General features: G+C 64.4%; 19 protein-coding genes. 8 read left to right on the forward strand and 11 right to left on the reverse strand.

Annotated features, from left to right (window positions below):
• The first annotated feature begins 10 nt into the window (after positions 1-10).
• From ACNQPL_RS12630 to ACNQPL_RS12640, 3 genes are all read left to right on the forward strand, one after another.
• Positions 11-826, forward strand: coding sequence for a sugar phosphate isomerase/epimerase family protein (locus ACNQPL_RS12630; protein ID WP_416466922.1), 816 nt, complete (start codon positions 11-13; stop codon positions 824-826).
• A gap of 244 nt (positions 827-1,070) precedes the next feature.
• The gene (locus ACNQPL_RS12635) at positions 1,071-2,612 is read left to right on the forward strand and encodes a gamma-glutamyltransferase family protein (protein ID WP_346612491.1); all 1,542 of its coding nucleotides are present in this window, start codon (positions 1,071-1,073) and stop codon (positions 2,610-2,612) included.
• 73 nt (positions 2,613-2,685) lie between these two features.
• Positions 2,686-3,381, forward strand: coding sequence for a GntR family transcriptional regulator (locus ACNQPL_RS12640; RefSeq protein ID WP_346612492.1), 696 nt, complete (start codon positions 2,686-2,688; stop codon positions 3,379-3,381).
• Here ACNQPL_RS12640 and ACNQPL_RS12645 read toward each other — a convergent pair.
• The 4 genes from ACNQPL_RS12645 to ACNQPL_RS12660 are packed head-to-tail and all read right to left on the reverse strand — an operon-like array spanning position 3,350 to position 9,134.
• Complete coding sequence (locus ACNQPL_RS12645; RefSeq protein ID WP_416466924.1) at positions 3,350-4,597, reverse strand: amidohydrolase family protein; 1,248 nt, start codon at positions 4,595-4,597, stop codon at positions 3,350-3,352. The genes ACNQPL_RS12640 and ACNQPL_RS12645 overlap by 32 nt on opposite strands.
• Positions 4,594-7,080 carry an ATP-binding cassette domain-containing protein gene (locus tag ACNQPL_RS12650; RefSeq protein ID WP_416466925.1) on the reverse strand — a complete coding sequence of 829 codons (2,487 nt, stop codon included), beginning with the start codon at positions 7,078-7,080 and terminating at the stop codon, positions 4,594-4,596. The genes ACNQPL_RS12645 and ACNQPL_RS12650 overlap by 4 nt, the downstream gene beginning before the upstream one ends.
• Positions 7,077-7,946 (reverse strand): branched-chain amino acid ABC transporter permease, encoded by an 870-nt coding sequence (locus ACNQPL_RS12655; RefSeq protein ID WP_346612495.1) that lies wholly within the window; start codon positions 7,944-7,946, stop codon positions 7,077-7,079. The genes ACNQPL_RS12650 and ACNQPL_RS12655 overlap by 4 nt, the downstream gene beginning before the upstream one ends.
• A gap of 15 nt (positions 7,947-7,961) precedes the next feature.
• Positions 7,962-9,134 (reverse strand): ABC transporter substrate-binding protein, encoded by a 1,173-nt coding sequence (locus ACNQPL_RS12660; RefSeq protein WP_346612496.1) that lies wholly within the window; start codon positions 9,132-9,134, stop codon positions 7,962-7,964.
• A 185-nt stretch (positions 9,135-9,319) separates the two neighbouring features.
• Between ACNQPL_RS12660 and ACNQPL_RS12665 the strand changes: the two genes are divergently transcribed.
• Complete coding sequence (locus ACNQPL_RS12665) at positions 9,320-9,718, forward strand: nuclear transport factor 2 family protein (protein ID WP_346612497.1); 399 nt, start codon at positions 9,320-9,322, stop codon at positions 9,716-9,718.
• 44 nt (positions 9,719-9,762) lie between these two features.
• Here ACNQPL_RS12665 and ACNQPL_RS12670 read toward each other — a convergent pair whose 3' ends face one another.
• The 4 genes from ACNQPL_RS12670 to ACNQPL_RS12685 are packed head-to-tail and all read right to left on the reverse strand — an operon-like array spanning position 9,763 to position 14,312.
• Positions 9,763-11,439 carry an FAD-dependent oxidoreductase gene (locus tag ACNQPL_RS12670; protein WP_346612498.1) on the reverse strand — a complete coding sequence of 559 codons (1,677 nt, stop codon included), beginning with the start codon at positions 11,437-11,439 and terminating at the stop codon, positions 9,763-9,765.
• 20 nt (positions 11,440-11,459) lie between these two features.
• Positions 11,460-11,780 (reverse strand): NIPSNAP family protein, encoded by a 321-nt coding sequence (locus tag ACNQPL_RS12675; protein ID WP_346612499.1) that lies wholly within the window; start codon positions 11,778-11,780, stop codon positions 11,460-11,462.
• A complete protein-coding gene (locus tag ACNQPL_RS12680) occupies positions 11,765-13,498 on the reverse strand; it encodes an FAD-dependent oxidoreductase (protein WP_416466927.1) in 1,734 nt (577 codons plus the stop codon). Before ACNQPL_RS12680 ends, ACNQPL_RS12675 begins: the two co-directional genes overlap by 16 nt.
• Positions 13,499-13,502: 4 nt before the next feature.
• Positions 13,503-14,312 carry a shikimate dehydrogenase gene (locus ACNQPL_RS12685; protein WP_346612501.1) on the reverse strand — a complete coding sequence of 270 codons (810 nt, stop codon included), beginning with the start codon at positions 14,310-14,312 and terminating at the stop codon, positions 13,503-13,505.
• A gap of 299 nt (positions 14,313-14,611) precedes the next feature.
• On the opposite strand from ACNQPL_RS12685, the gene ACNQPL_RS12690 reads away from it, so the two are divergent.
• Positions 14,612-15,382 carry an IclR family transcriptional regulator domain-containing protein gene (locus ACNQPL_RS12690; protein ID WP_346612502.1) on the forward strand — a complete coding sequence of 257 codons (771 nt, stop codon included), beginning with the start codon at positions 14,612-14,614 and terminating at the stop codon, positions 15,380-15,382.
• A gap of 830 nt (positions 15,383-16,212) precedes the next feature.
• Here ACNQPL_RS12690 and ACNQPL_RS12695 read toward each other — a convergent pair.
• Positions 16,213-16,617 (reverse strand): MerR family transcriptional regulator, encoded by a 405-nt coding sequence (locus ACNQPL_RS12695; RefSeq protein ID WP_346612503.1) that lies wholly within the window; start codon positions 16,615-16,617, stop codon positions 16,213-16,215.
• A gap of 73 nt (positions 16,618-16,690) precedes the next feature.
• On the opposite strand from ACNQPL_RS12695, the gene ACNQPL_RS12700 reads away from it, so the two are divergent.
• The 3 genes from ACNQPL_RS12700 (at position 16,691) to ACNQPL_RS12710 (ending at position 19,513) form a co-directional block, all read left to right on the forward strand.
• Positions 16,691-17,755, forward strand: a complete 1,065-nt coding sequence (locus ACNQPL_RS12700; protein WP_346612504.1) for an SDR family oxidoreductase — start codon at positions 16,691-16,693, stop codon at positions 17,753-17,755.
• A 194-nt stretch (positions 17,756-17,949) separates the two neighbouring features.
• A complete protein-coding gene (dapF, locus tag ACNQPL_RS12705; protein WP_346612505.1) occupies positions 17,950-18,756 on the forward strand; it encodes a diaminopimelate epimerase in 807 nt (268 codons plus the stop codon).
• Positions 18,757-18,886: 130 nt separating this feature from the next.
• On the forward strand, positions 18,887-19,513 hold the full coding sequence (locus ACNQPL_RS12710; protein WP_346612506.1) for a VOC family protein: 627 nt from the start codon (positions 18,887-18,889) through the stop codon (positions 19,511-19,513).
• Between the two features lie 180 nt (positions 19,514-19,693).
• On the opposite strand, the gene ACNQPL_RS12715 is transcribed toward ACNQPL_RS12710, so the two are convergent.
• Together ACNQPL_RS12715 and ACNQPL_RS12720 are read right to left on the reverse strand one after the other, a co-directional pair.
• Positions 19,694-20,233, reverse strand: a complete 540-nt coding sequence (locus tag ACNQPL_RS12715) for an XRE family transcriptional regulator (RefSeq protein ID WP_346612507.1) — start codon at positions 20,231-20,233, stop codon at positions 19,694-19,696.
• 196 nt (positions 20,234-20,429) lie between these two features.
• Positions 20,430-21,953: an MFS transporter gene (locus ACNQPL_RS12720; RefSeq protein WP_346612508.1), complete on the reverse strand. Its 1,524-nt coding sequence runs from the start codon at positions 21,951-21,953 to the stop codon at positions 20,430-20,432.
• Positions 21,954-22,040 lie beyond the last annotated feature (87 nt).

The raw sequence follows: 22,040 nt of genomic DNA on the forward strand, positions 1-22,040 counted from the left end.
GGAAACAACCATGACCGACCGAATCTTTTCCCTGGCCGCCTTGACGGTACTCGAGCTGTCCCCACCCGCAATGATCGAAGCGGCCGCCCGCGCCGGCTATAGCCACGTGGGCCTGCGCCTGGTCCCGGCCACCCTCGAAGAACAGCACTTCCCACTGGCGAGCGACCCCGAGCTGCGCCGGCAGACCCAGGCGCGGCTGCGTGACACCGGCATCAAGGTGCTCGACCTGGAAATCCTGCGCCTGAAGCCCGACACCCGCGTTGCCGATTTCGAACCGATCCTGGCAGTGGGCGCTGAACTGGGTGGCACCGAACTACTGGTGGCGGGCAACGACCCCAGCGAAGCACGCCTCACCGAGCGCTTCGCCGAACTGTGCGACCTGGCGGCTGACTACGGCATTCACCCGCATCTGGAGTTCATGCCCTGGACGGATGTGCCTGACTTGCACCAGGCCATGCGCGTCGTGGGCAACGCAGGCCGCCCGAATGGATGTGTGCTGGTGGACGCCTTCCATTTCAACCGCTCGCAATCGTCGCTGGACGACTTGGCGCGGCTGGCGCCGCAGCGCATGCGCTACGCGCAGCTGTGTGACGTTGCCGGCCCGGTGCCTGCCGATATGGATGAAATCCTGCGCCAGGCCCGCAACGAGCGGCGTTTCCCGGGGGAGGGGGATGCCGACCTGATTGGGCTGTTGCGCCAGTTGCCGGCGACCGTGCCCTTGAGCCTGGAGATACCCACCCGACAGCTGCTGGAGCAGGGGGTAAGTGGCGAACAGCGGGCGCGGATGGCGCTGGAGAAGGCCAGAGCTGTACTGGCGCTGGTTTGAATAACTTGCGGCCCATCGCCCTCAAGACGTGCGCCGTGTAGGAGCTGGCTTGCCGGCGATGGGCTGCGCAGCAGCCCCCTATCACCCCTGCAAAGCGCCCAACCCAGCGCATAGCAGCAGTTAAAGGGCAGCTTGCAGCCCATCGCCGGCAAGCCCGCGCCTACATCCCACGGTAATTACCTGCGTCGCCACCACCGGGAACGATCCTTGCTGATTGCTAGCAATATCCCTGAAGGAGCTAGCAATGAACAACCCTCTGACTGCCCATTCCCGCGGCGGCGTGCTGTGCACCCCACACCCCTTGGCAAGCGCGGCAGGCCTTGAAGTGTTGGACGGCGGCGGTACCGCCATCGACGCGATGCTCGCTGCCAGTGCGGTGCTGGCGGCGGTCTACCCGCACATGACCGGCCTTGGCGGCGATGCACTGTGGTTGGTCCACGACGACCAGGTACGCACCATCATCGGGATCGGCCAGGCGGGCAGGCGCCTGCCGGAAGCGGGTGCGATCAGCCTGCGCGGCCCCGCCTCGGTGGCGACCACGGCCGGGGCCATGGCCAGTTGGGGGAGGGCCAAGGTGCTCAGTGAGCAGTGGGGCTCGCGGTTGAGCTGGGCCGACCTGCTCAGCGGTGCCGCGGTATTGGCCCGTGATGGCGTGGAGGTGTCGCCTTCGCAGCTGTTCTGGCAGGCACACCGCGCCAGCCTCATCGAAACCCTGCCCAGCCTGCAGCCCTTGTGCACGCGCGCGGGTGGCCGCTTGCGCCAACCCGCCCTGGCCAACAGCCTGGAGCAACTGGCACGGCGCGGGCCGGGGGACTTCTACCACGGCGAACTGGCTGAGGCCTTTGGCGTGGCGTTCGATGCCCTGGGCTGCGGCCTGACCGTCGATGACCTGCGCGCCACAAACGCCCACCTGGCAGCGCCGATCTCGGTGCGTTACCGCAATGGCCGGCTGTACAACGTCGCGCCGCCCACCCAGGGGCTTTACACATTGCGCGCCATGGCGGCCCTGCAAGCCCTGGACCTGGGTGCAAACGGCTCACCGCGCTATTACCACCTGCTGGTCGAGGCCATCAAGCAGGGCCTGCTGCAACGCAACCAGCAACTGCACGACCCGCTCGCCAGTGGTTGGGCCTTCGAAAACGCCCTTGCCCAGCCTGCCGCCATGCTCGATCAGCAGCAGGCGACCCCCTGGGCCGAACCCGGACAACCCGCCGACACCGTGTGGATGGCCGCCACTGACCGCGCAGGGCGCAGCGCCTGCCTGATCCAGAGCCTGTTCCACGACTTTGGCTCCGGCTGCATCCTCGGCGACACCGGCATCCTCTGGCACAACCGCGCGGCAGGTTTCAATCCGCAGCCGGGGCACTGCAATGCCTGGGCACCTGGCAAGCGGCCGGCGCATACGCTCAACCCTTCGGCGTACCTGGCCGACGATGGGCGGCGCTGGTTCTTCGGCACCCAGGGTGGCGATGGCCAGCCGCAGACGCAGATGGTGCTTGCCACCCAACTGATCGACTACCAGCAGTGCGCCGAAGCGGCATTGCGGGCACCGCGCTTTTTGCTGGGCCGAAGCTTCTTCGACAGCACCGACAACCTCAAGCTGGAAGCCGATGTCGGCGCATCGGTGCTGGAAGGGTTGGCAGAACGTGGCCATGCCCTTGAAACCACGCCCGCGCTCAGCCCGTTGATGGGCCTGGCCGGGGTGATCGCCATCGATGCTGACGGCAACCGCAGCGCCGCCTACGACCCTCGCAGCCAGGGCTGTGCCCTCGGCCAGCAGGCCTGAAGCGCACGATTGCCGCGGCGCATGGGCCGGCGGATAATGCCGGCCGAATGCGTTTGCAGGTTTTGAGGTCTGGATGAAAGGCAAGGTGGTCAGCAGCAAGCAACAGGAAGTCCAGCGCATCGCCGAGATGCTCGCCAATGCCATCGCCCAGCACCGGCTGCGCCCTGGCGTGCGGCTGGTCGAGGCGCAGATCGTCGAGACCTTGCAGGCCAACCGCAACCATGTGCAGGCTGCGCTGCAGCGCCTGGCCATGCAGCGTATCGTCGACATCGAGCCCAACCGTGGTGCGACGGTGGCCCAACCCAGCGCCCGCGAAGCGCGGGAAATCTTCGCCGCCCGCCGCGCGGTGGAGCGGGCCATCGTCGAGGCCATCACCCCGGCGCATATCGCCGAGCAGCAGGCGCGCATCGAGCAGCACATGCACAACGAACGCACCGCGACCGCCAGCACTGACCGGCGCGCCATCGTCCGTGAGTTGAGCGCATTCCACCTGTTGCTGGGGGACGTGTGCGGCAACCAGGTGCTGGCCCAGATCCTCGGCAACCTGATGGTGCGCAGCTCGCTGATCGTCGCCCTCTACCAGCGTGGCGACAGCCCGCCCTGCGCCTCGGATGAGCACCAGGCGATCATCGAGGCGCTGCGCGCCGGTGACACGCAGGCCGCCGTGGCCGAAATGATCGAGCACCTGGACGAGCTCGAGGGCCAGTTGGCCCTCGAAGAAGTGGACGCGCCTGAGGTCAACCTGCGTCAGGCACTGTCTGGGCTGTGAGCTGCTTGGGGAACAGCTCTGCCGGTGGCCGGCTGAAAGTCTGCCGACCCTGTTTGAAGCCCATCAGCGGCGCGGCGATGCGCCCGATCACTTCGGCAGGCGAGGGGGCGTCGAACACCACGAAGTCGGCCCTGCAGCCAGGCTCAAGGCCATAGTCGGCAAGGCGTAGCAGGCGCGCCGACTGCCGCGAAATCCAGCCCAGGCACAGCAGCAGCTCCTGCGGTGTGCCCAGTTGGGCGACGTTGGCGTACAGGTTGGCCTGACGCACAAGCGATGCATCCCCATAGGGCGTGAAAGGGTTGCCGATATTGTTGCTCGACAACGAGCAGGTCACCCCGCAGGCATGCAACTGTGCCAGTGGCGCCACGCCCCTGGGCTTGTTGTGGAAGCGGTCACGGCCAGTGAGGAACAGGTCGGTCGCGGGCAGGCAGGTCACTTGTACGCCGGCTTCAGCCAGGGCGCGGGCCATGCTGATCAATTCGGGCTGCGGTAGCGCCGAGAGCTTGGTCACATGCCCCACGGTGACCCGGCCTTGCCAGCCATGCTGGTGGGTGCAGCGGATCACCTCACCGAGGGTCATGCCAGCGACCTGAAGGTCAAAGTCCAGGTGCAGGTCCAGGTCGCGGTCGTAGGCCACCGCCAATTCGAACAGGCGGCGGATCTGGGCGTGCGGGTCGGCGTCGGTGTAGGGGCAGCCGCCGAGTACCTCGGCACCCTCGTCCAGGGCCTGGCACAGCAGGGCCTCGGTGCCAGGGTTGTCGAGCATGCCTTCTTGCGGGAATACGCAGATCTGCAGGGTTACGGCCCAGGCATAGTCGGCTTGCAGGCGGCGGATTGCACGCAGGCCGGTCAAGCCGATGCCGGGGTCGATCTCGACATGCGTGCGCATGTGCGTGGTGCCCTGGACGATGGCCTGCTCCAGCACCGCAGCGCCGCGTGCATAGACGTCGGCCTCGGTGAAGTCCGCCTTGGCCAGGCGGGTTTGGGCGATGGCTTCGGCCAGGGTGCCTTCACGTAGCTGGCAGCGCGAGAGGATGCAGGCCTTGTCGAGGTGGATGTGGGTCTCGATCAGGCCCGGCAGCACCAGCCGGCCACCCAGGTCGAGCTTTGGGGCTGGCCGGCTCAGGTGCGAGACGAAACGGCCATCTTCGATCAGCAGCTGGCTTAGCGCCGGGCCAGCACCCAGGCGGACGTTGATCAATTCCAGTCGGCTCATGCGGCAGCTCCTGCGCCCAGGTAGGCGGCTTCCAGTTGCGGGTCGCCGCGCAATTGCTCGGCGCTGCCCTGTTTGACGATACGGCCGGTTTCCAGCACGTAGGCGCGGTCGGCCACCTGCAGCGCCAGATTGGCCATCTGGTCGACCAGCAGCAGGGTGACGCCTTCGTCGCGCAGGGCGGCGAGGGCGTCGTACAGTTCGCCGATCATTGCCGGGGACAGGCCCAGGGACGGTTCGTCCAGTAGCAGGATGCGCGGCTTGGCCATCAGCCCGCGGCCAATCGCGACCATCTGCTGTTCACCGCCCGACAGCAGCCCAGCGGGGCTGTCGATGCGCTCGCGCAGGCGCGGGAAGCGGGTGAGGATGGCGGCAATTTCGGCATCGGCATCGACGCTGTCCTGGCGCACATTGGCCCCCAGCAGCAGGTTTTCACGCACGCTCAGCTGACCGAACAATTGCCGGCCTTCGGGCACCAGGGCCAGGCCAAGGCGGGCAATTTGACTGGCATCGAGGCTTTCGATGCTGTGGTTGTCCAGCACGATGCTGCCGCCGCGTGGCCGGTGCAGGCCGGCGAGGGCCTGCAGGATGCTTGACTTGCCGGCACCGTTGGCACCCAGGATGGCGATCAGCTCACCGGGGTTGACCACCAGGTCGACCCCTTCGACCACGGGCGCGGCGCCATAGTCGATGCACAGGTCGCGCACGTGCAGCACGGCATCGCGCGAACCGGCCCAGGCCTGCGCGCGCGGCTGCGCCTGGTACTCGGTGCCGCCCAGGTAGGCCGCGATCACCCGTGGGTTGCAGCGCACCTGCTCAGGCGTGCCCCAGGCAATCGGCTTGCCAGCGTCGAGTACCAGCAGCCGTTGCGACACGGCCATCACCAGCGGCATGTCGTGCTCGACCAGGATGATCGCCAGGTTGAATGCAGCCAGGCGTTGCAGCAGGGTGGCCAGGTGGTCGGTGTCCTGGCGGCCGAGGCCGGCGGCAGGCTCGTCCAGCAGCAGCACCTGCGGCCGGCTGGCCAGCGCCCGGGCGATCTCGACCAGGCGGCGGTCGACGTGGGGCAGGTCATCGGCCGCGACGTGCAGGTTGCCACGGTAGCCGACCAGCGCCAGCAACTGGGTCGCCAAGGCCTTGCGGCTGGCCTGCTGACGCGGCCACGGCCGTTCGATGGCGCCTTGCTGGAAGGCCACCAGCAGGTTTTCCAGCACGCTCAGTTCGCCGAACAGTTGGGTGGTCTGGTAGGTGCGGGCGATGCCGGCGCGGGCAATGCGCCAGGCGGGTTGCCCGGCCAGTTCGCGGCCCAGCTGGATGGAGCCGCTGTCGGTGCGGTAGAAACCACTGATCAGGTTGAGCACGGTGGATTTGCCCGCACCGTTGGGCCCGATCAGGCTGGTGATGCTGCCAGGCAAGGCCTGCAGGCTGACCTGCTGCGCGGCTTGCACGCCGCCAAAGCGGATGCCGATGCCCTCGACGCTCAGCCCGTTCTGCGCGCCACCGGCAAAGAACCCCTGCAGCACGCTGTTATCGGGCTGCTCCATGACCGGCTCGTGCCGCGGCCGCCAGAAGCGCCGCCCAAGGCTGCCCAGCACACCGCGCGGCGCCGCCCACAGCACCGCCAGCAGCAACACCGAAAACGCCAGCAGCCGATACTCGGCAAAATCCGCCAGCAACTCCGGCAGCAGCACGATCACCAGCGCGCCGAGCACTGGCCCGAACAGCATGCCGGCGCCGCCGACGATCACCGCCAGGACGAACAGGATCGACTGCGAGAATGGAAACGCCGCCGGGTTGATGAACATCAGGACCGGGGCCACCAGCGCACCCGCCGCGCCCGCCAGGCCTGCCGAAAGTGCAAAGGCCAAGGTGCGTGTCTGCACCGGGTTGACGCCAAGCGAGCGCGCAGCAATTTCCGAAGCCTTCACCGCCCGCATTGCCAGGCCCCAGCCGCTGCCCTGCAGGCTCCAGTAGAACAGCAGCGCCGCGAGCATCAGCAGCACGGCGCCCAGCGCCAGCGGCAACGCTGGGTCCAGCGTACCCACCTGCGGCAGCGGGATGCCCATCAGGCCATTGGCCCCACCGGTCACGCTGCGCCACTCGATCAAGCCGTTGTGCACGACCAGGGCAAAGGCAATGGTGATCATCGCCAGGTACGGCCCGCTGACCCGCAGCGCCGGGATCGCCAACAAACCGCCGAGCAGCGCACAGCCAAGGCCGGCCAAGGGCAATGCAGCTGCCAGGGGCAGGCCGGCAAGCGTCAGCAGCGCCGACAGGTAGGCGCCGATGGCATAGAAGGCGATGTGGCCGAAGGACATCTGCCCGGACAAGCCGATCAGGATATTCAGGCCCACGCCGACGGTGACCGCCAGTGCGTACAAGGTCAGGATCAACAGCCAGTAGCTGTCCAGGCCCAATGCCAGGCCAAGGCTGGCGACCCCGAACAGGGCCAGGCCAAGGGGGGCGAGTCGTTCGCGCATGGTCATACCTTCACCCAGAGTTTGCGGCCGAACAGGCCGTCAGGACGTGCCGCGAGCACCACGATCACCAGTGCAAAGCACAGCAACTGGGTGAACGCAGAGCCGAAATACAGCGTGACCAGCGCTTCGAGCAGGCCAAACAGCAAGCCGGCGGCAAACACCCCGCCGGCACTGGCGATACCGCCGAGGATGGCCACGGCGAATGCCTTCAGGCCGAACAACGTGCCCATGTCGGCATGCACGCTGTAGAGCGGCGCGATCAGCAAGCCGGCCAACGCGGCGAACACCGTGGACAGGGCGAACGCCGCTGCCACCACCCGGTTTACTTCGATGCCCATCAACCGTGCCGCCCTCGGGTTCTGCACGCAGGCTTCAAGGCGCAGGCCCAGTTGCGTGCGCCGGCGCACCCAGAACAGCGTTGCCGCCACCCCGGCACCGGCCAGCGGGATTGCCAGCTGCACGGCATTCAGGCTGCTGTCGCCCAGGTCCAGGCGCAGGCTGGCCAGGGCGCTGCCGAACTGCCGTGGTTCCTTGCCGAAAGTGAACATCGCCAGGTTGTCCAGCAATAACCCGCCCGCCACTGTCGCCATCAACCAGGCGTCCGAACCGCGAGCGTGGAAGGGCCGGACCAGGAAGCGCTCGATCGCCAGCCCCAGCACCGCGCACAGCACCAGGGTGGTCGGCAGTGCCAGCCACAGCGGCCAGCCCCAGGTCACCGCCAAGCTGTAGCCGAGTACGGCGCCAACCATCATCGCGCTGCCCTGGGCAAAGTTGACCGTGCGCGACACGGCGTAGGTGAGGTGAAAGCCCAGGGCCAGCAGCGCGTACATGCTGCCCAGGCCCAGGCCGCTGACCAGTGCGGTAGTAATCATCTCGAAGGCCTCTGCTCAGGGCGTCACGGGCACGATGGTGTCGCCATCGAAGCGGCTGAAAACATAGTCGTCAGGGCCCAGCGCATCGTGGCGGTCAGCGGTGAAGGGCTGCTGGTAGTGCTTGATCAGCCCGGGGTATTCGCTGATGGCGTAGAAGCCGTCGCGCACCTTCACGCCCTGGGTGTCCTGGGCCTTGTCGATCGCCAGGCCCACCAGGTGCATGGCGTCGTAGGCGTTGGCGATGCCCACGGCTGGGGTCACGTCGGCCAATGTCTTGACCTGCGGGTAACGCTGTTTGAGGGCAGCCAGCAAGGCATCGCCGCGGGCGCTGTTGTGCGCGCTGAACACGAAGGTCTGGACGAAGTGCACGCGGCCGGCACCAGGCCCCGCCAGCTCGCCAAAGCGCCCACCGGCCGGGCCCCAGTGCGACACCACCGGTACGTTCCAGCCCATCTGCTCCAGGGACTTGACCACCTGCGCCGAAGGCCCGACGTTGCCGACCAGCAGCAGCGTGTCGACGCCCGCGTTTTTCAGGCGGGTGAGCTGCGGCACCATGTCCAGGTCGCTGTCTTCAAAGCGCTCGGCCGGCGCTTGGGCCATGTTGCGGCGGGCCAGGGCGGCGTGAAGCCCTGCCAGGTTCGATTCACCCCAAGGGTTGTTGGCCAGGATCAGCCCCGGCTGCTTCATGCCTTGGCGCAGGCCATAGGCAACCAGCGCCTCGTCGACCTGTTCATCCACTGCCGAGACGCGGAACACGTAGTTATCTTTCGCGCCGTTCTCGGTGATCTTGGTGCCGGCCGCCCAAATGCCCATGAACGGCGTTTTCAGCTGGTTGGCCAGCGGCACGATGGCCAGCGAGACCGGGGTATCGAGGCCGCCGAACAGCACGCTGACTTTCTCCCGCTGGATCAGCTCGCGCGCCGCGAGCATGCCTTTGGCCGGGTTGCTTTCGTCGTCGCGGCGCACCAGCTCCACGGGCCGGCCAAGCAGCCCGCCCTTGGCGTTGATCTCATCGATGGCCAGGGTCAGGCCGCGGGTGAGGGCCTCGCCAGACTTGGCGGACTGCCCCGAGAGCGCGGCGACCAGGCCCACTTTGATCGGCTCGGCGGCTTGTACGAAGCCTGTGCAGCAGGCCAGGGAAAGGGCTGCACAGGGCAACCAGCGACGCAGCAAGGAACGGGTGAACATGGCGTGAACTCCTGATTGCTAGCAATTTATAAAAATGTGCTAGCAAAACAGGTGCCATCTGGAAAATACTCTGGACACCCCGTGGTTTGGGGCTTGCGCCACTCGGTTCAGCGCCCCCTGTGTGCACTGGATCAAGGCATCGCTGGGGGCAGACGCCCCATTCTGGACAACCTCGGAGACTTGAAATGACCGACAGCAACAGCGCCGTACAGCTCGTCCGCGACTTCCTCGCCGCTTCCATGGCACCCGACCCGGTGCGCGCCGCCACGTTCATGAGCGACGACGTGCGCATTACCTTCACCGGCGGCCGGGCGATGCCCACGCCGACCGACATCACCGCCTTCAACGGCGCGCGTTATACCTGGGTGAAAAAGCAGCTCGGGCAATTCGATTGGTGCGAACGCGATGACCATACGGTGGTGTATTCCAACGGTACGCTCTATGGCCAATGGCCGGATGGCCGTAGTTTTTCAGGCAACCGGTACCTTGATCGGTTCGAAGTGAAGGCGGGCAAGATCGTGCGCATGGATGTGTGGAACGACAGCGCGGAGTGGATGCTGGTGCCCGAGATCGGCAAGGCGTAAGCCAAAGTCGGCAGGCGCATGTGCCGACCTTGCAGCCAGGCAGGTCAATGCAGCCCACACAACCTCAAGCCCGCCAGATACCCGAACGTCATGCCCGGCCCAAGCGTGATCCCGCCACTGGGATAATGCCCGCCCATGATGCTGTGCATGTCGTTGCCCACCGCAAACAACCCGGGTATCGGCTGGCCCGTTTCACCCAGCACCTGCGCCGACGCATCGGTGGCCAGCCCGGCAAACGTCCCGAGGCTGCCCGGCAGCAGCTGCACTGCATGGAACGGCCCGCGCAGCAGTGGCCGCAACGCAGGGTTGGGCGCGTGCTTCGGCTCACCTTGCGCCTGGTTGTAGGCCGAGGCGCCTCGCTGAAAAGCCGGGTCCTCGCCCAGCGCCGCATGCTGGTTGAAAGCCGCCACGGTGCGCTCGAGCTGCTGGGCATCGATGCCACAACGCGCTGCCAGTTGCCCCAGGTCTTTACCGCTGAACAGGTAGCCACGGCGTTGGTAAAACCAGGTAGGGAAGGGGAAGGGCTTGGCCCAGCCGATGCCGTAACGCCGTTGCGCAGCGTGATCGCAGATCAGCCAGGCCTGCGCTGGCTCACCCTCGGGTGTGGCGGCGAACAGCGCATTCATGAAGTCGTGGTAGCAGTCGGCTTCGTTGACGAAGCGCCGACCGTCACGGCGCACGGCGATGAAACCGGGTTTGGCGCGGTCGATCAGGTGTGGGAAATGCCCCACGCTGCCATCGCCACGCAGCACCCGTGAAACCGGTGCCCAGGCGCCCGCATGTGCCAGTACCGTGCCGACCTGCGCGCCTGCCTGCTCACCCAGGCGCAGGCCGTCGCCGGTGTTTTCCGGTGGGGCCGCAGAGTAATGGCCGGCACCCTGCGGCGCGTGCGGCATCCATTGGGCGATACGCTGACGATCATGGGCGAAGCCACCGCAGGCCAGCACCACGCCACGCCGCGCATGGACCTGCTGGCCATCGCCAAACTGCGCACCCTTGATGCGCCCCTCGCCCAGCAAGCGCACGGCGGGTTTGTCGGTGAGCAGCGTCACGCCCAGGTCCAGCGCGCTGCGTAGCAGGCGCGCCACCAGCGCATTGCCATTGACCAGCTGCAACCCGCGCCGATGCAGCAGCAGGTCGCGGCCGTGGCGCAGCAGGCGCTTGCCCACATGCCAGGCCGCGCTTGGCGAGCGGCTGGCGTTGAAGAAAGCGGCCATGTCCGCACCCCCGGCGATGCCCATGCCGCCCAGGCTGACGATGTCCAGCGGTGGCCGCAGCTTGTGTATCCAGGGCCCTAGCCGGCGCCCGTCGAACGGCAGCGCACACAGCGCTCGCCCACCCCGTGCGCTGCCATCGCCCTCGCGCATGTCGGGCAGTTTGCTGCCCGCCTGAAACTGCACGGCGGTGTGCTGCTGAAAGAACGCCACCATTTCCGGGCCATGGCGCAGAAACGCGCGCTGGCGTGGGCACAGCTCGGCGACGTGGGTTTGCGCGCGCAGGTAGCGCTCTGGTGCGTCGCCGTGCTCCAGCATGCCTTCGGCGACCGCCAGCGGGTTGCGCGGCACCCACAACCAGCCACCCGACCACGCGCTGGTGCCGCCCAACTGGCCGGCCTTTTCCGCGACGATCACCTTCAGGCCGTGGTGCGCGGCGGTGACCGCCGCGGCCAGGCCAGAGGCGCCGGAGCCGATGACCAATACGTCACACTCAAGAGGTTGCATGAGGCGCTCCGGTCCAGGTTTCACTGCAGCGGCGAGAAGCCGGTGGGGCGTAGCAGGCGTGATTGCAGCCGCAGCACGGCGCCCAGCTCACGGTTGCGCCGCGAGAATTCCGCCCAGCGTGGGTCTGCCGCCATCGCCGCGCGGCGCTCGGCGCGCTGGTCAAGGCTGGTGTAGCCCCACAGGTGGACCACCTGGTTGACCTCTCCGAATTCACTGGTGAAGAAGCCCACCAGGTTGCCCAGGTGCTCTGTCTGCACGGCCAGTGCATGGCTTTGATACAGGGCCAGCCAGTCGGCCATTTTCAGCGGGTCGAGGGTGTAGGTTCTCAGTTCGTAGTACATGCGGTGGTCTCCATGTGTGGGGTGGGGGCTTGCAGCCGTTCTGCGATATGGCTGGCGGCGATCCAGCCGAAAGTCAGGGCGGGGCCGAGGGTGATGCCGGGGCCTGGGTACGTGCCGTTCATGAGCGAGTTCATGTCATTGCCGGTGGCATACAACCCGGCGATCGGCGTGCCGGCATGGTTGAGCACATTGGCGTTGGCATCGGTCACCAGGCCGCGCGCCGAACCGAGGTCGCCGGTGTGCAGGCGAATGGCATAGAACGGCGCCTTGGTCAGCGGCGCCAGGCAAGGGTTGGGCGTGTGTTGCGGGTCGCCCATGTAGCGGTTGTAGCTGTTGCCGCCCTTGTCGAACTGCCGGTCGATGCCATTGCGGGCGTCAGTGTTGAAGCGCTCCAGCGTCTGCTGCAGTGCCTGCGGGTCGACACCGATGGCGTTGGCCAGGGCCTGCGCAGAGTCGGCGCGGTACAGGTAACCCGACTGGATCAGAGCCGTGTTGTCGACAGGCTTCGGCCGCGCCAACCCCAGGCCGTAGCGGTTCATGGCCTCGGCGTCGCAAAGCAGCCAACACGTGCTCAGGCCATTGGCGAACATGGTCTGCACGAAGTGGTGATACGAGTTGGACTCGTTGACGAAGCGGCGCCCGCCAGGGTCGATCGCGATCACCCCGGGTTTGGCGCGGTCGGTGACCAGGTGCGGAAAGCGCTCGCGTTCGCCGTCGGCATGGCGCCGCTCGGACACCGGCGCCCAGAAGAAATTGGCGGCCAGGCCTTCGCCGTTGGCGGCATCCACGGCCTGGCCGAGGCGCAATGCAGCACCGTCGTTACCACTGGGTGACATGGTCAGGTGGGGCGCGGCAGGGGCCGGGCGGTAGGCCGCCGCCAGGGCGCCCGCCGCGAAGCCGCCCATGGCGCAGACCACGCCACCGCGGGCGACCACACGCTCGCGGCGGCCCTCGCGCAGCACCATTACCCCGGTAACCACACCGTGCTCGACGATCAGCTCCTGTGCTTCGCTGCGCAGCCACAGCTGGGTGCCCTTGGCAAACGCGCTGCTGGCCAGCCGGGCGATCAGCGCGTTGCCGGTGGTCAGGCGTGTGCCCCGGTGATGGCGCAGGCGGTCCAGCCCATAGCGCGTCATCAGTTTCAGGCAATGCCACAGCGACCCAGGTGAGCGGCGCAGGCTGAGGAAGTGCTGGATATCCACGCGGTTGACCATCATCCCGCCGAACAGCAGCATGCCCGGTGGCGGCATTTTCAAGTCCTTGAACCGCGCGCCGAGGCGACGCCCGTCGTACTCGACCATTTCCAGCGCACGGCCGAACTGCGTGGCGCCGGGCTCGTCGGGGTAATAATCCGGCGAGTGCGGGCGCAGGGCGTAGCGCAGTTCGGTGTTGTGCTCCAGCCAGCGCAGCGCCTGGTGCCCGCGGGCGATGAAGGCGTCCACCAGTTGGGCGTTGTAGCCGGCACCGATGATGGTTTTCAGGTAGGTGCGCATGGCCTGCGGTGAATCCTGCGCACCTGCGGCACGGGCTTGGTCGGTGCCATACACCCACGCCGCACCGCCCGAGATCGCCGAGGTGCCGCCAAAGCGGTCGGCCTTTTCCACCACCAGTACGTTCAGGCCAAGGCAGGAGGCCGTGGCTGCGGCAGCCAAACCACCGGCGCCGCTGCCGAGGACCACCAAGTCGTACTCATGCTGTGTGTGCTCGATTGAAGGCATGCGGTCAGATCTCCAGCGGCGTGACGCCCATGAAGGCGCCGAGGTGGCCGAGTTGCGCAAAGGCCATTTCCGGCCCGGTCTGGATCGAGCAGCCATGCTGGCGCGCACGCTGCAGAAGCGGCGTGATCTCCGGCGAGGTGACGACATCGGCCACATGCGTGGACGGCTGCAGCGTGGCCAGCATGGCTGCTGGCAGTGGCAGCTCGCCGGTCCCGCCCATGCCGACGGGCGAGGCGTTTACCAGCAGGTCGAAGCCTTCCAGTGCAGCGAACTCGATCGCGATGGCAAGGGCAGGGAAGGCCTTGCCGAGCAGTTCGCCAAGCGCCCCGGCACGCGCTGCGTCAGGGTCGCTGAGGGTGACCTGAGCGGCACCCGCTTCACCCAGCGCATAGGCAATCGCGCTGCCCACACCACCACAGCCGATCACCAGCGCACGCTTGCCTGCCGGGTCAAAGCCATGCTTGCGCGCGGCCCCCAGAAAACCTGCACCGTCGACGTTGTCGCCGACCAGGCGACCGTCGCTTTCGCGGCGCACCACGTTGACTGAGGCCAACGCCGAAGCACGTTCGCTCAGGCCATCCAGGCGCGTGGCGAACGCCTGTTTGTACGGCACGGTGACCACGCAACCGCGCAGGTTGCGCCAGCCGCGCAGGCTGCCAAGAAAGGCATCCAGCGCGGTGGGGTACAGGTCGATGGGCAGCATCGCCAGGTTGCGGCCGTTGTTGCTGAACCAGGTGTTGAAGTTTTCCGGCGATTTCACTTGGGCGATGGGCGAGCCGACGATGGCGACCAGCTCTGTCGAACCTTTGATCATGATGACCTCTGTTTTTTGCTGTTGTTGTGGAGGAGAGGGTGACTCGGCTGTGGGGGCGCAACAATGCGCTTATCGATGGTTTACTGCGATAATCGCAGTGCTGTAGCGGTAATCGCGAGAATGGGGCTTTTCTGTCAGGCATAATCCCGTAGCAGCGGGCTTGCCCCGCGAAGACGCCAGCCGGAGCAACCGAGGTGTATGGCCAGGGCGTTGCCCTGGTTCGCGGGGCGAGCCCGCCCCCACACGCTTTGGCCAGGCTTGAGTGACCTGGATTTGAATGGGAAGCCTGGACTGAAAGCATGGACAAACACGAGATACACCCCCGTGACCTGATCGCGGGCTTGCAGAAAGGCCTGGCGCTGATGCAGCTGTTCAGCGCCGATCAACCGCGCCTGAGCGTTCCCCAGGCGGCCAGGCAGTCCGGCCTCACGCCCAGCGCCGCACGGCGTTTTCTACTGACCCTGGTGCACGAAGGCTTCGCCGAAACCGACAACCGCCACTACTGGCTCACCCCCAAGGCCCTGCGCATCGGCCAGGCGTACGTGGATTCCGCGCAGTTGCCGCGCATGCTGCGCCCCATCGTCGAGCAGGTGGCCCGGCAGACCCAGGAGCATGTGTCGGTGGGCACCCGCGACGATGACGAAATCATCCACCTGGTGCGCAGCCGCTACAGCCACATCGCGTCGCTGTCGATCCGCCCCGGTTCGCGGGTGCCGATGTACTGCACCGCCGGCGGGCGGGTGTGGCTGGCAGCGCTCGGCCAGGCCCAGCGCGATGACTATTTTGCGCGCAACCCGTTACGCGCGCTGACACCCTACACGGTGACCGACCGGCCGGCGCTGGAGGAAGAGCTCGAACGGGTGAGCGAGCAGGGCTACTGCATCGTTGACCAGGAATATGAAATTGGCATGCGCGTGGTTGGCGTGCCGTTGCTGGACCGGGCAGGCCGGTTGCAGGCAACGCTGACGATCACGACGCATGCGTCGAGGTTGAGCGTTGATGAGATACGGCTGCGCTACCTGGCACCGCTTTATGAGGCGCAGGCGCTCTTGAGACCGGTGTTTGATTGAGCATGGGCAGGAGGAAGGGGATAGCTGATATCGACCTGATACAGATAGTCATGGCGTTGGGGTCGGGGACGTTTAGGGCGCTTGATCTGACAGACGCTTAAAAAAGATAACAACTTTATGCTCTACAGCTACTGTCGGGTTTGGTTCGAAAGTGCCTGGTCACCACTGACCGCTTTTGACCCATGGCGGACATCGAAGGCCGGGGCCGCTTCGCGGCCCATCGCCGGCAAGCCCGGCTCCCACAAGTACTGCACAGGCCCGGAGACTGGTTACATCTCTGTGGGAGCCGGCTTGCCGGCGATGAGGCCGGTACTGACTACAGGGCGTTGGCACGGTGTCCGCCATGGGGCGTTTGCGGTCATTTACGACCGGCAGCTGTCGACCCGAAGCGGTCCCTGTATGCCCTGGGGTTAGTGCGGTGTTCGGATGTGTTCGCCTTGAAATCTTCAGCGCCTGTGAGATCGAGCGCCGCCCGCGCGGGGCATCGCGGATAAATCCGCTCCTACGTTTGCTTCAGGCCAGTAACGTCAGTGACAGACGCGCGCGAACCCTTGTTTGTACGACTCGATATTGCGTCATGCACCAAGGCGGTCGCGCGCACCCCTCCGACATAATTGGCCAAAAACAAACGTAGGAGCGGATTTATCCGCGATGCCCCGCGCGGGCGGCGCTCGATCTCATAGGCGCAGACGATGTCATGGCGAAAGTCCGCAATGGGTCGAAAGCGGCCGCTCGTGAGGGACAGCTTCGACCCTTAACAGCCATTACGCATCGGCAGTAATCGGCCAGCCGCCAGGGGGAGGGGCCACGTTAAACGGTTAAGCCGGGTACTATTGCGTTGCGGCATGCCCATTTACAGCAAGGTGAGGAATGGTCTGTCCGAGGGCTACGGCACTGGCTTCAAGCTTCACACGCTCTGCTTCCAGAAAAACATACGTGGCTTGCAAGGTGGTGATCTTCGTCTTGATTTCGGCCATCTTGCTGGCGACCAAGGCCGCGCCTTGCGCGCAATTGATCATATTACCCCGCCTGGCTGCAAGAATGTCGCCAATCTCGGCGAGTGAAAAGCCCACGCCCTGAGCACTCTGAATGAAGGCCAGATCAACAACGGTCTGATCGCTGTAGCTACGATAGTTGTTGGCCTGTCGATGGGCCACGATAAGCCCGAGTTGTTCGTAGTAGCGCAATGCATGGCGTCCAATTCCACTGCGGCGCTCCAGCTCTCCAATGTTCACATTAAAAATTCCTTGACCGTAGAGCAGGCTCTACACCTTAGCCTGCGCCCATCACCCAAACAAGGATTCAGGCATGAGCGTGGAATGCTTCGTCACAGGCGGCAGTGGGTTTGTAGGTCAACATTTGCTGGCCCATCTTACCCTGACAGGGCACAAGACCTGGGTGCTTATGCGCACCCCAGCAAACATCGAGCACCTTAGGGAGCAGGTAGGCCAATTGGGCGGTAACCCTGCCTGTATCCATGCCGTTGAGGGCGATATCAGCAAAGAGGGGCTTGGGCTCAGCGAGACAGACAAGCAGCGCGTGTCTTCCACCGCTGTGGCCTTTCACCTCGCGGCGGAATTTTCCTGGGGGCTGACAATGGAGCGCGCCCGCGAAGTCAATGTGCAAGGGGCGCTGAGAGTCGCCAGGCTTGCGGCGAGCCAGCGCATCCGCTTGCTGATGGTGGGCGGCTACATGCTGCAAAACCTTAGCCACCTGGCCAGTATCGGGGTTGACCATGAGTGCCCTGAAAACACGAACTGGCCCGCCGTCTACCGCCGTGCAGGTGGCTACGAAGGCAGCAAGCTCGAGTCCCATTTTGCGGTCATCCGTTACATGCAGGAAGCGGGCGCGGAGTACACGATCGTTCATCCTGCTACGGTGTGTGGCCACAGCGAGAGTGGGCACATTCTGGAAGGACAACCTCTGGCTGAAGTCATTCGAAATCTGGCACAAGGCCGGTTCAAAGCTGTCCCCGGCTCCACCAGGCACTGGTTGCCATTAGTCAGCGTCGATTACCTCGTGACAATGATTATTTGCGCGGCGTTCGACCCCGTGATGGCCAACCAGCAGGTTCTGGCACTCGATGAGCACACACCCAATTTGCAGGGACTGCTAGAGCAGATAGCGAAAACGCTGAATATCAATGCACCCCGCCGCCATGTAGCGATAGGGTTTCTGAGATGGATTTTGACAATTCCCGGACTGGCGGCCCGATTCGCGATCAGCGCCGAGTCGTTGAACTTTATCCAGACGCAACGCTTCGACATGAGTCATAGCCGGCAACTGGAACTGAAGTATCATTTGTCACATCCCGATATGGCGCGAACTTTGGAAAGAACAGCGCGCTACGTCAAAGGTTACTTGACCCACTGAAGCAACCACATTCGGCAATAGGCTGGGCCACGCCATGCCATAACGCTTGGCTTGACATACTCTTGTTCGAGGGTGCCAATTGCGGCCGATGGCTGCTTTTCACGAAGGGCAGCAGTGGCTCGAAAGCGGCCGTGTGCTATGTTTACAACTCCATTCATTATTCCCCGTCCCCAAGCGTCTTGGTCTCACAACTCATGCAGTTCATAAAATATCACGCGGCTGGCAACGACTATCTCGTCTACCACGACAAAACGCCATTCGGTTGCTCTCCGCTGGCCATCTCGGTGATATGCGACCGGCATAGAGGGCTAGGCAGTGACGGCATCTTGGTTCCTGTCATCGAGCCAGACAAGATGCTCTCAGTGCAGATTCTCAATACCGATGGCTCCGAGGCAGAAAAGAGTGGCAATGGATTGCGAATCCTATGTCGCTACCTTTGGGATCAGGGCATCGTATCGCACGAACCCTTCGAGTTGTTAACTAAAGGCGGTAAGGTTCGTTGCCAGGTACTTGACGACGGCCGACGCATTTCCATTGCCATGGGTATGGCTATATTCCCCGAGAACGAACGACACTCAATGGAAGTCGATGGCATGCGCCTGCACCTGAACCTTGTGTCGATGGGCAACCCGCATTGCGTGGTGTTTGTCGATCAGACAACTGAGGCACTTGCACGCCAGCTTGGGCCAACCATCGAGCAATTGCCGCTCTTCCCAAACAGAACCAACGTGCAATTCGTGAACGTTGTCGATCGCCGAAACCTGATGGTGCAGATCTGGGAGCGTGGCGTCGGCTATACCCTATCTTCAGGCACCAGCAGCTGTGCCGCTGCGGCAGTCTCACGACGACTCGGGTTTGTTGACGATCATGTGACAGTGCACATGCCTGGCGGTCAGATCACCATCGAACTCGATGAGGATAACCACGTACTCATGAAGGGCCCGGTGTGCAAAATTGGGAGGTACTGGTTGGACCCGGAGTGTCTGGCACAGATCGGCTGAATACGTGGCACCTCTGTATTCGCCGTTATCGCGTGAACTGATCAAGCGTAGGTAAGTGGAATTAAGATCGAGAGTGCTGGATGAAGAGTAGGTAACATACGAGATTCATTGATCAGGGAGATAAAAGACCATGAGGCGTTCAACCTTGGATCATCTGGTCATTGTTTCACCGACCCTTCCGTTGGGGGCGCAATTTATTGAGCGTCAGCTTGGAGTACGGTTGCAGCCAGGGGGTGAGCATCCGCGCATGAGCACTCACAACCTGCTGCTGCGGTTAGGGGAGTCTTTCTATCTTGAAGTGATAGCTCCGGACAGTAAGGCGCCCTTACCCACCAGGCCTAGGTGGTTTGGTCTGGATGGACTGAGCGCGCAAGCGTCGCCATATCTAGCCCACTGGGTCGTGCGTACAGAGCATCTGGATACCGCAGACGGAGTATTCCGGGATGTTTTTGGCGAGATTGAACCGATGAGCAGGGGAGCGCTTTCGTGGAAAATCACCATTCAGCCTGATGGGCATCTACCTCTGAATGGGGCAGTCCCGAGCTTGATCGATTGGGGCGAATCGGAGCATCCGGCTCAGAGGCTCGGTGATCAAGGCTGCGAATTGGAACGCTTGGAAATTGCTGTACCGGATCCCCGTTTGGTGGAACGCCAACTGGAGTCTATCGGTTTTACTGGCCCGGTGAGTGTGTTACGCAGCGAGCGATATGCATTGAAAGCTTATATCAATACACCGAATGGCCTGGTCATCCTGTGACCTGCAACCTGTCTTTATGGTGGAGGAGACCGATGATGGCGAGTCACGAGCTTGCGGCATGCGACAGGCAGCTTTTGCCCAGTGTCCTCAAATCATCGACAACCGGTCTGGGGCGGTTCGCGCCTCTGGATCGGGCTGACCATCCTTGTCGTCCTCGCATCAGATCGGGCTACCGCCCACTCAAGGGTGCTCGATCACCATCACCGCCGTTGTGTCTGTCGCGAAGGCTTCGAACACGTGGGGCAGGTGCGCCGAATAACTGATGTAGTCGCCCGCATGCAGCAAAACGGGAGCGCTAGCCGGGCCCACGTTTGCGCTGCCAGTGCACAGCACCACGTGCTCGACCGTGCCAGGGGGGTGGGGTTGCGAAAAACGCGCCTCGCCGGGCTGCACCTTCAATCGGTATATATCGCGTTGCACGCCGGCTGGGCAGTCGGCCAGCAGGGTCGCAGCGTAGTTGGAGGCTTCGGCGTAGGCCGTTATGCCCTCGTTGGCTCGGATCACGCGCAGATGCTGCTGGGGCTGTTCGAAAAACTTCGTCACCTGCAAGCCCATGGCTATGGCCAGCGACCATAGGGTCTCGATGCTGGGGTTGCCGATACCCGATTCGAGCTGTGACAAGGTCGACTTGGCAACGCTGGCGCGCTTGGCCAGTTCGGTCGATTGGCTTGCCTTCAGCCATCCCCTCGGCGTGCTGCAAATGGCCGGTGCTGCCGCCATCCTGCTCGCTGCGGCAGGCATGAACTTCGGCTGGACGCTGACGCGTGCGAAGGGTCAGGAAGCGGCTTGACACCTGATGCAGCGCGCTGGGCCTGTTGATCACTGCGAGTAGCATGATCAGCCATGGGCATGGTCGCTTGTTTCGATGAACAATTAGGGGCAAAAGAAAGCGGGCTGCTAGGCCGGCAAGGGGCCATTACCGGCCAGTGCGTGGCGCGGCATGGGGTGTCGACGAGGGTGCGCGGTCGCGCAGCGCCCAGCGGCTGATCAGCGCTGCGCTCAATGTCAGCGCGGCCAGCCCGTAGCACAGGGCCTTGAAAGCTTGGGAGTACAGGCTCATCAGGCCTGCGGGGCTGAGGGGCTGGGCACTCGACTGGGCTGCGGCAAAGTTACCGGTGGCCAACTCGGCTGCGACCCTGGCGGCGTTTTCCCCAGGCAGCGCACCCGCCAGCTGGCCTTGCATCAGGCTGTTGAGCACAGACAGCGCTGCGGCAACGCAGATCGCCTCACCGCAGGCGCGCATGGTAGTGAAGATGCCGGTAGCCATGCCCGCTCGCTCGACCGATACGACCTTGATCGACAGGTCGTCCATCAGTCCCCAGGGGATTGCCGAACCGACGCCAATGAGTAACATCGGCCAGCAGAACGCGAGCCAGTCACTGCCCACCTCTACAGACGCGAGCCAGATCAGCCCCAGACCGGCCAGCAACAAACCGGTACAGCAGAGATTGGCGGCGGCGAGATGGCGGGCGAGCATCGCCGAGAGGAAGGGCACCATGAGCATTGGCAGGGACAGCGACATCATCAGCAAACCGGCCTGGCCGGTGCCTAGGGTCTCGACCCCGACGAAACGCAGCGGCAGCAGGATCAGCAATACGATGAAGCTCAACGCAGTGGCGATGGGCAGCAACTGAACGCCGATGAAGCGTCGGTCGCCGAACAGCGAGAGATCGAGCATGGGGCGTTGCTGGTGCTGCTCGATGCGGATGAACAGCGCAAACAGCAAGACGCTGGCGCCGAGCAGGGCAAGGACGCTGACGCTGCGCCAGCCATGGGCGGGAATCTGCATGATGGCGAAGGTTAGCAGCACCAGCATGGCACTGAAGGCCAGCACGCCGGCCCAGTCCAGTTGACGGGCGCCGGGATCGCGGGTTTCGTGCATCCGCGCCGCTGCCAGCAGCCAGGCCAGCGCCCCGAACAGAGCACCCAGCAGGAAAATCGCACGCCAGTTGAGGAATTCGACCAGGGCCCCCGAGATAACCGGCCCGAATGCCAGGCCGAGGCCGAACGCGGTGCCCAGCAGGCCGAATGCCTTGGTCCTGGCATGGCCCTCGAACTCTTGCGCCAGGGTTGCCGCCCCCCCGGCCATGGTCAGTGCCGCTGCGATGCCTTGAAGGCCTCGCATCACGTCGAGGAAAATCACATCCAGGGCGCAACTGACGATGACCGAAAGGATCGTGAAACTGCCGATGCCCCAGCAGAACATGCGTTTGCGCCCGTAGAGGTCGGCCAGCGTGCCGGCCGCCATGATCGAGCTGCCGAAGCTTAGGGCGAACGCATTGACTACCCAGGCCAGGGCGATCGCGCTGCCGCCCAGGTCGCTGCCGATCGCTGAAAGGGCCATTGCCGGGCCCGTGTACTCGAGGGGCAATATCAAACCGGCCATACACACTGCCAGTAACACCGGTGCACGCCGCTTGGATTCGTTCCGGGCCGCCATTCCTTGGTTCCTTACCTTGTCTGATTCCTGGACTTGACGATGCTATTCGAGGGATAAATGCACTTGAAGAGGACAATATCCAAAAGA

Source organism: Pseudomonas sp. LFS044, from assembly GCF_047978245.1.
In the GTDB taxonomy this organism is placed as follows: domain Bacteria; phylum Pseudomonadota; class Gammaproteobacteria; order Pseudomonadales; family Pseudomonadaceae; genus Aquipseudomonas.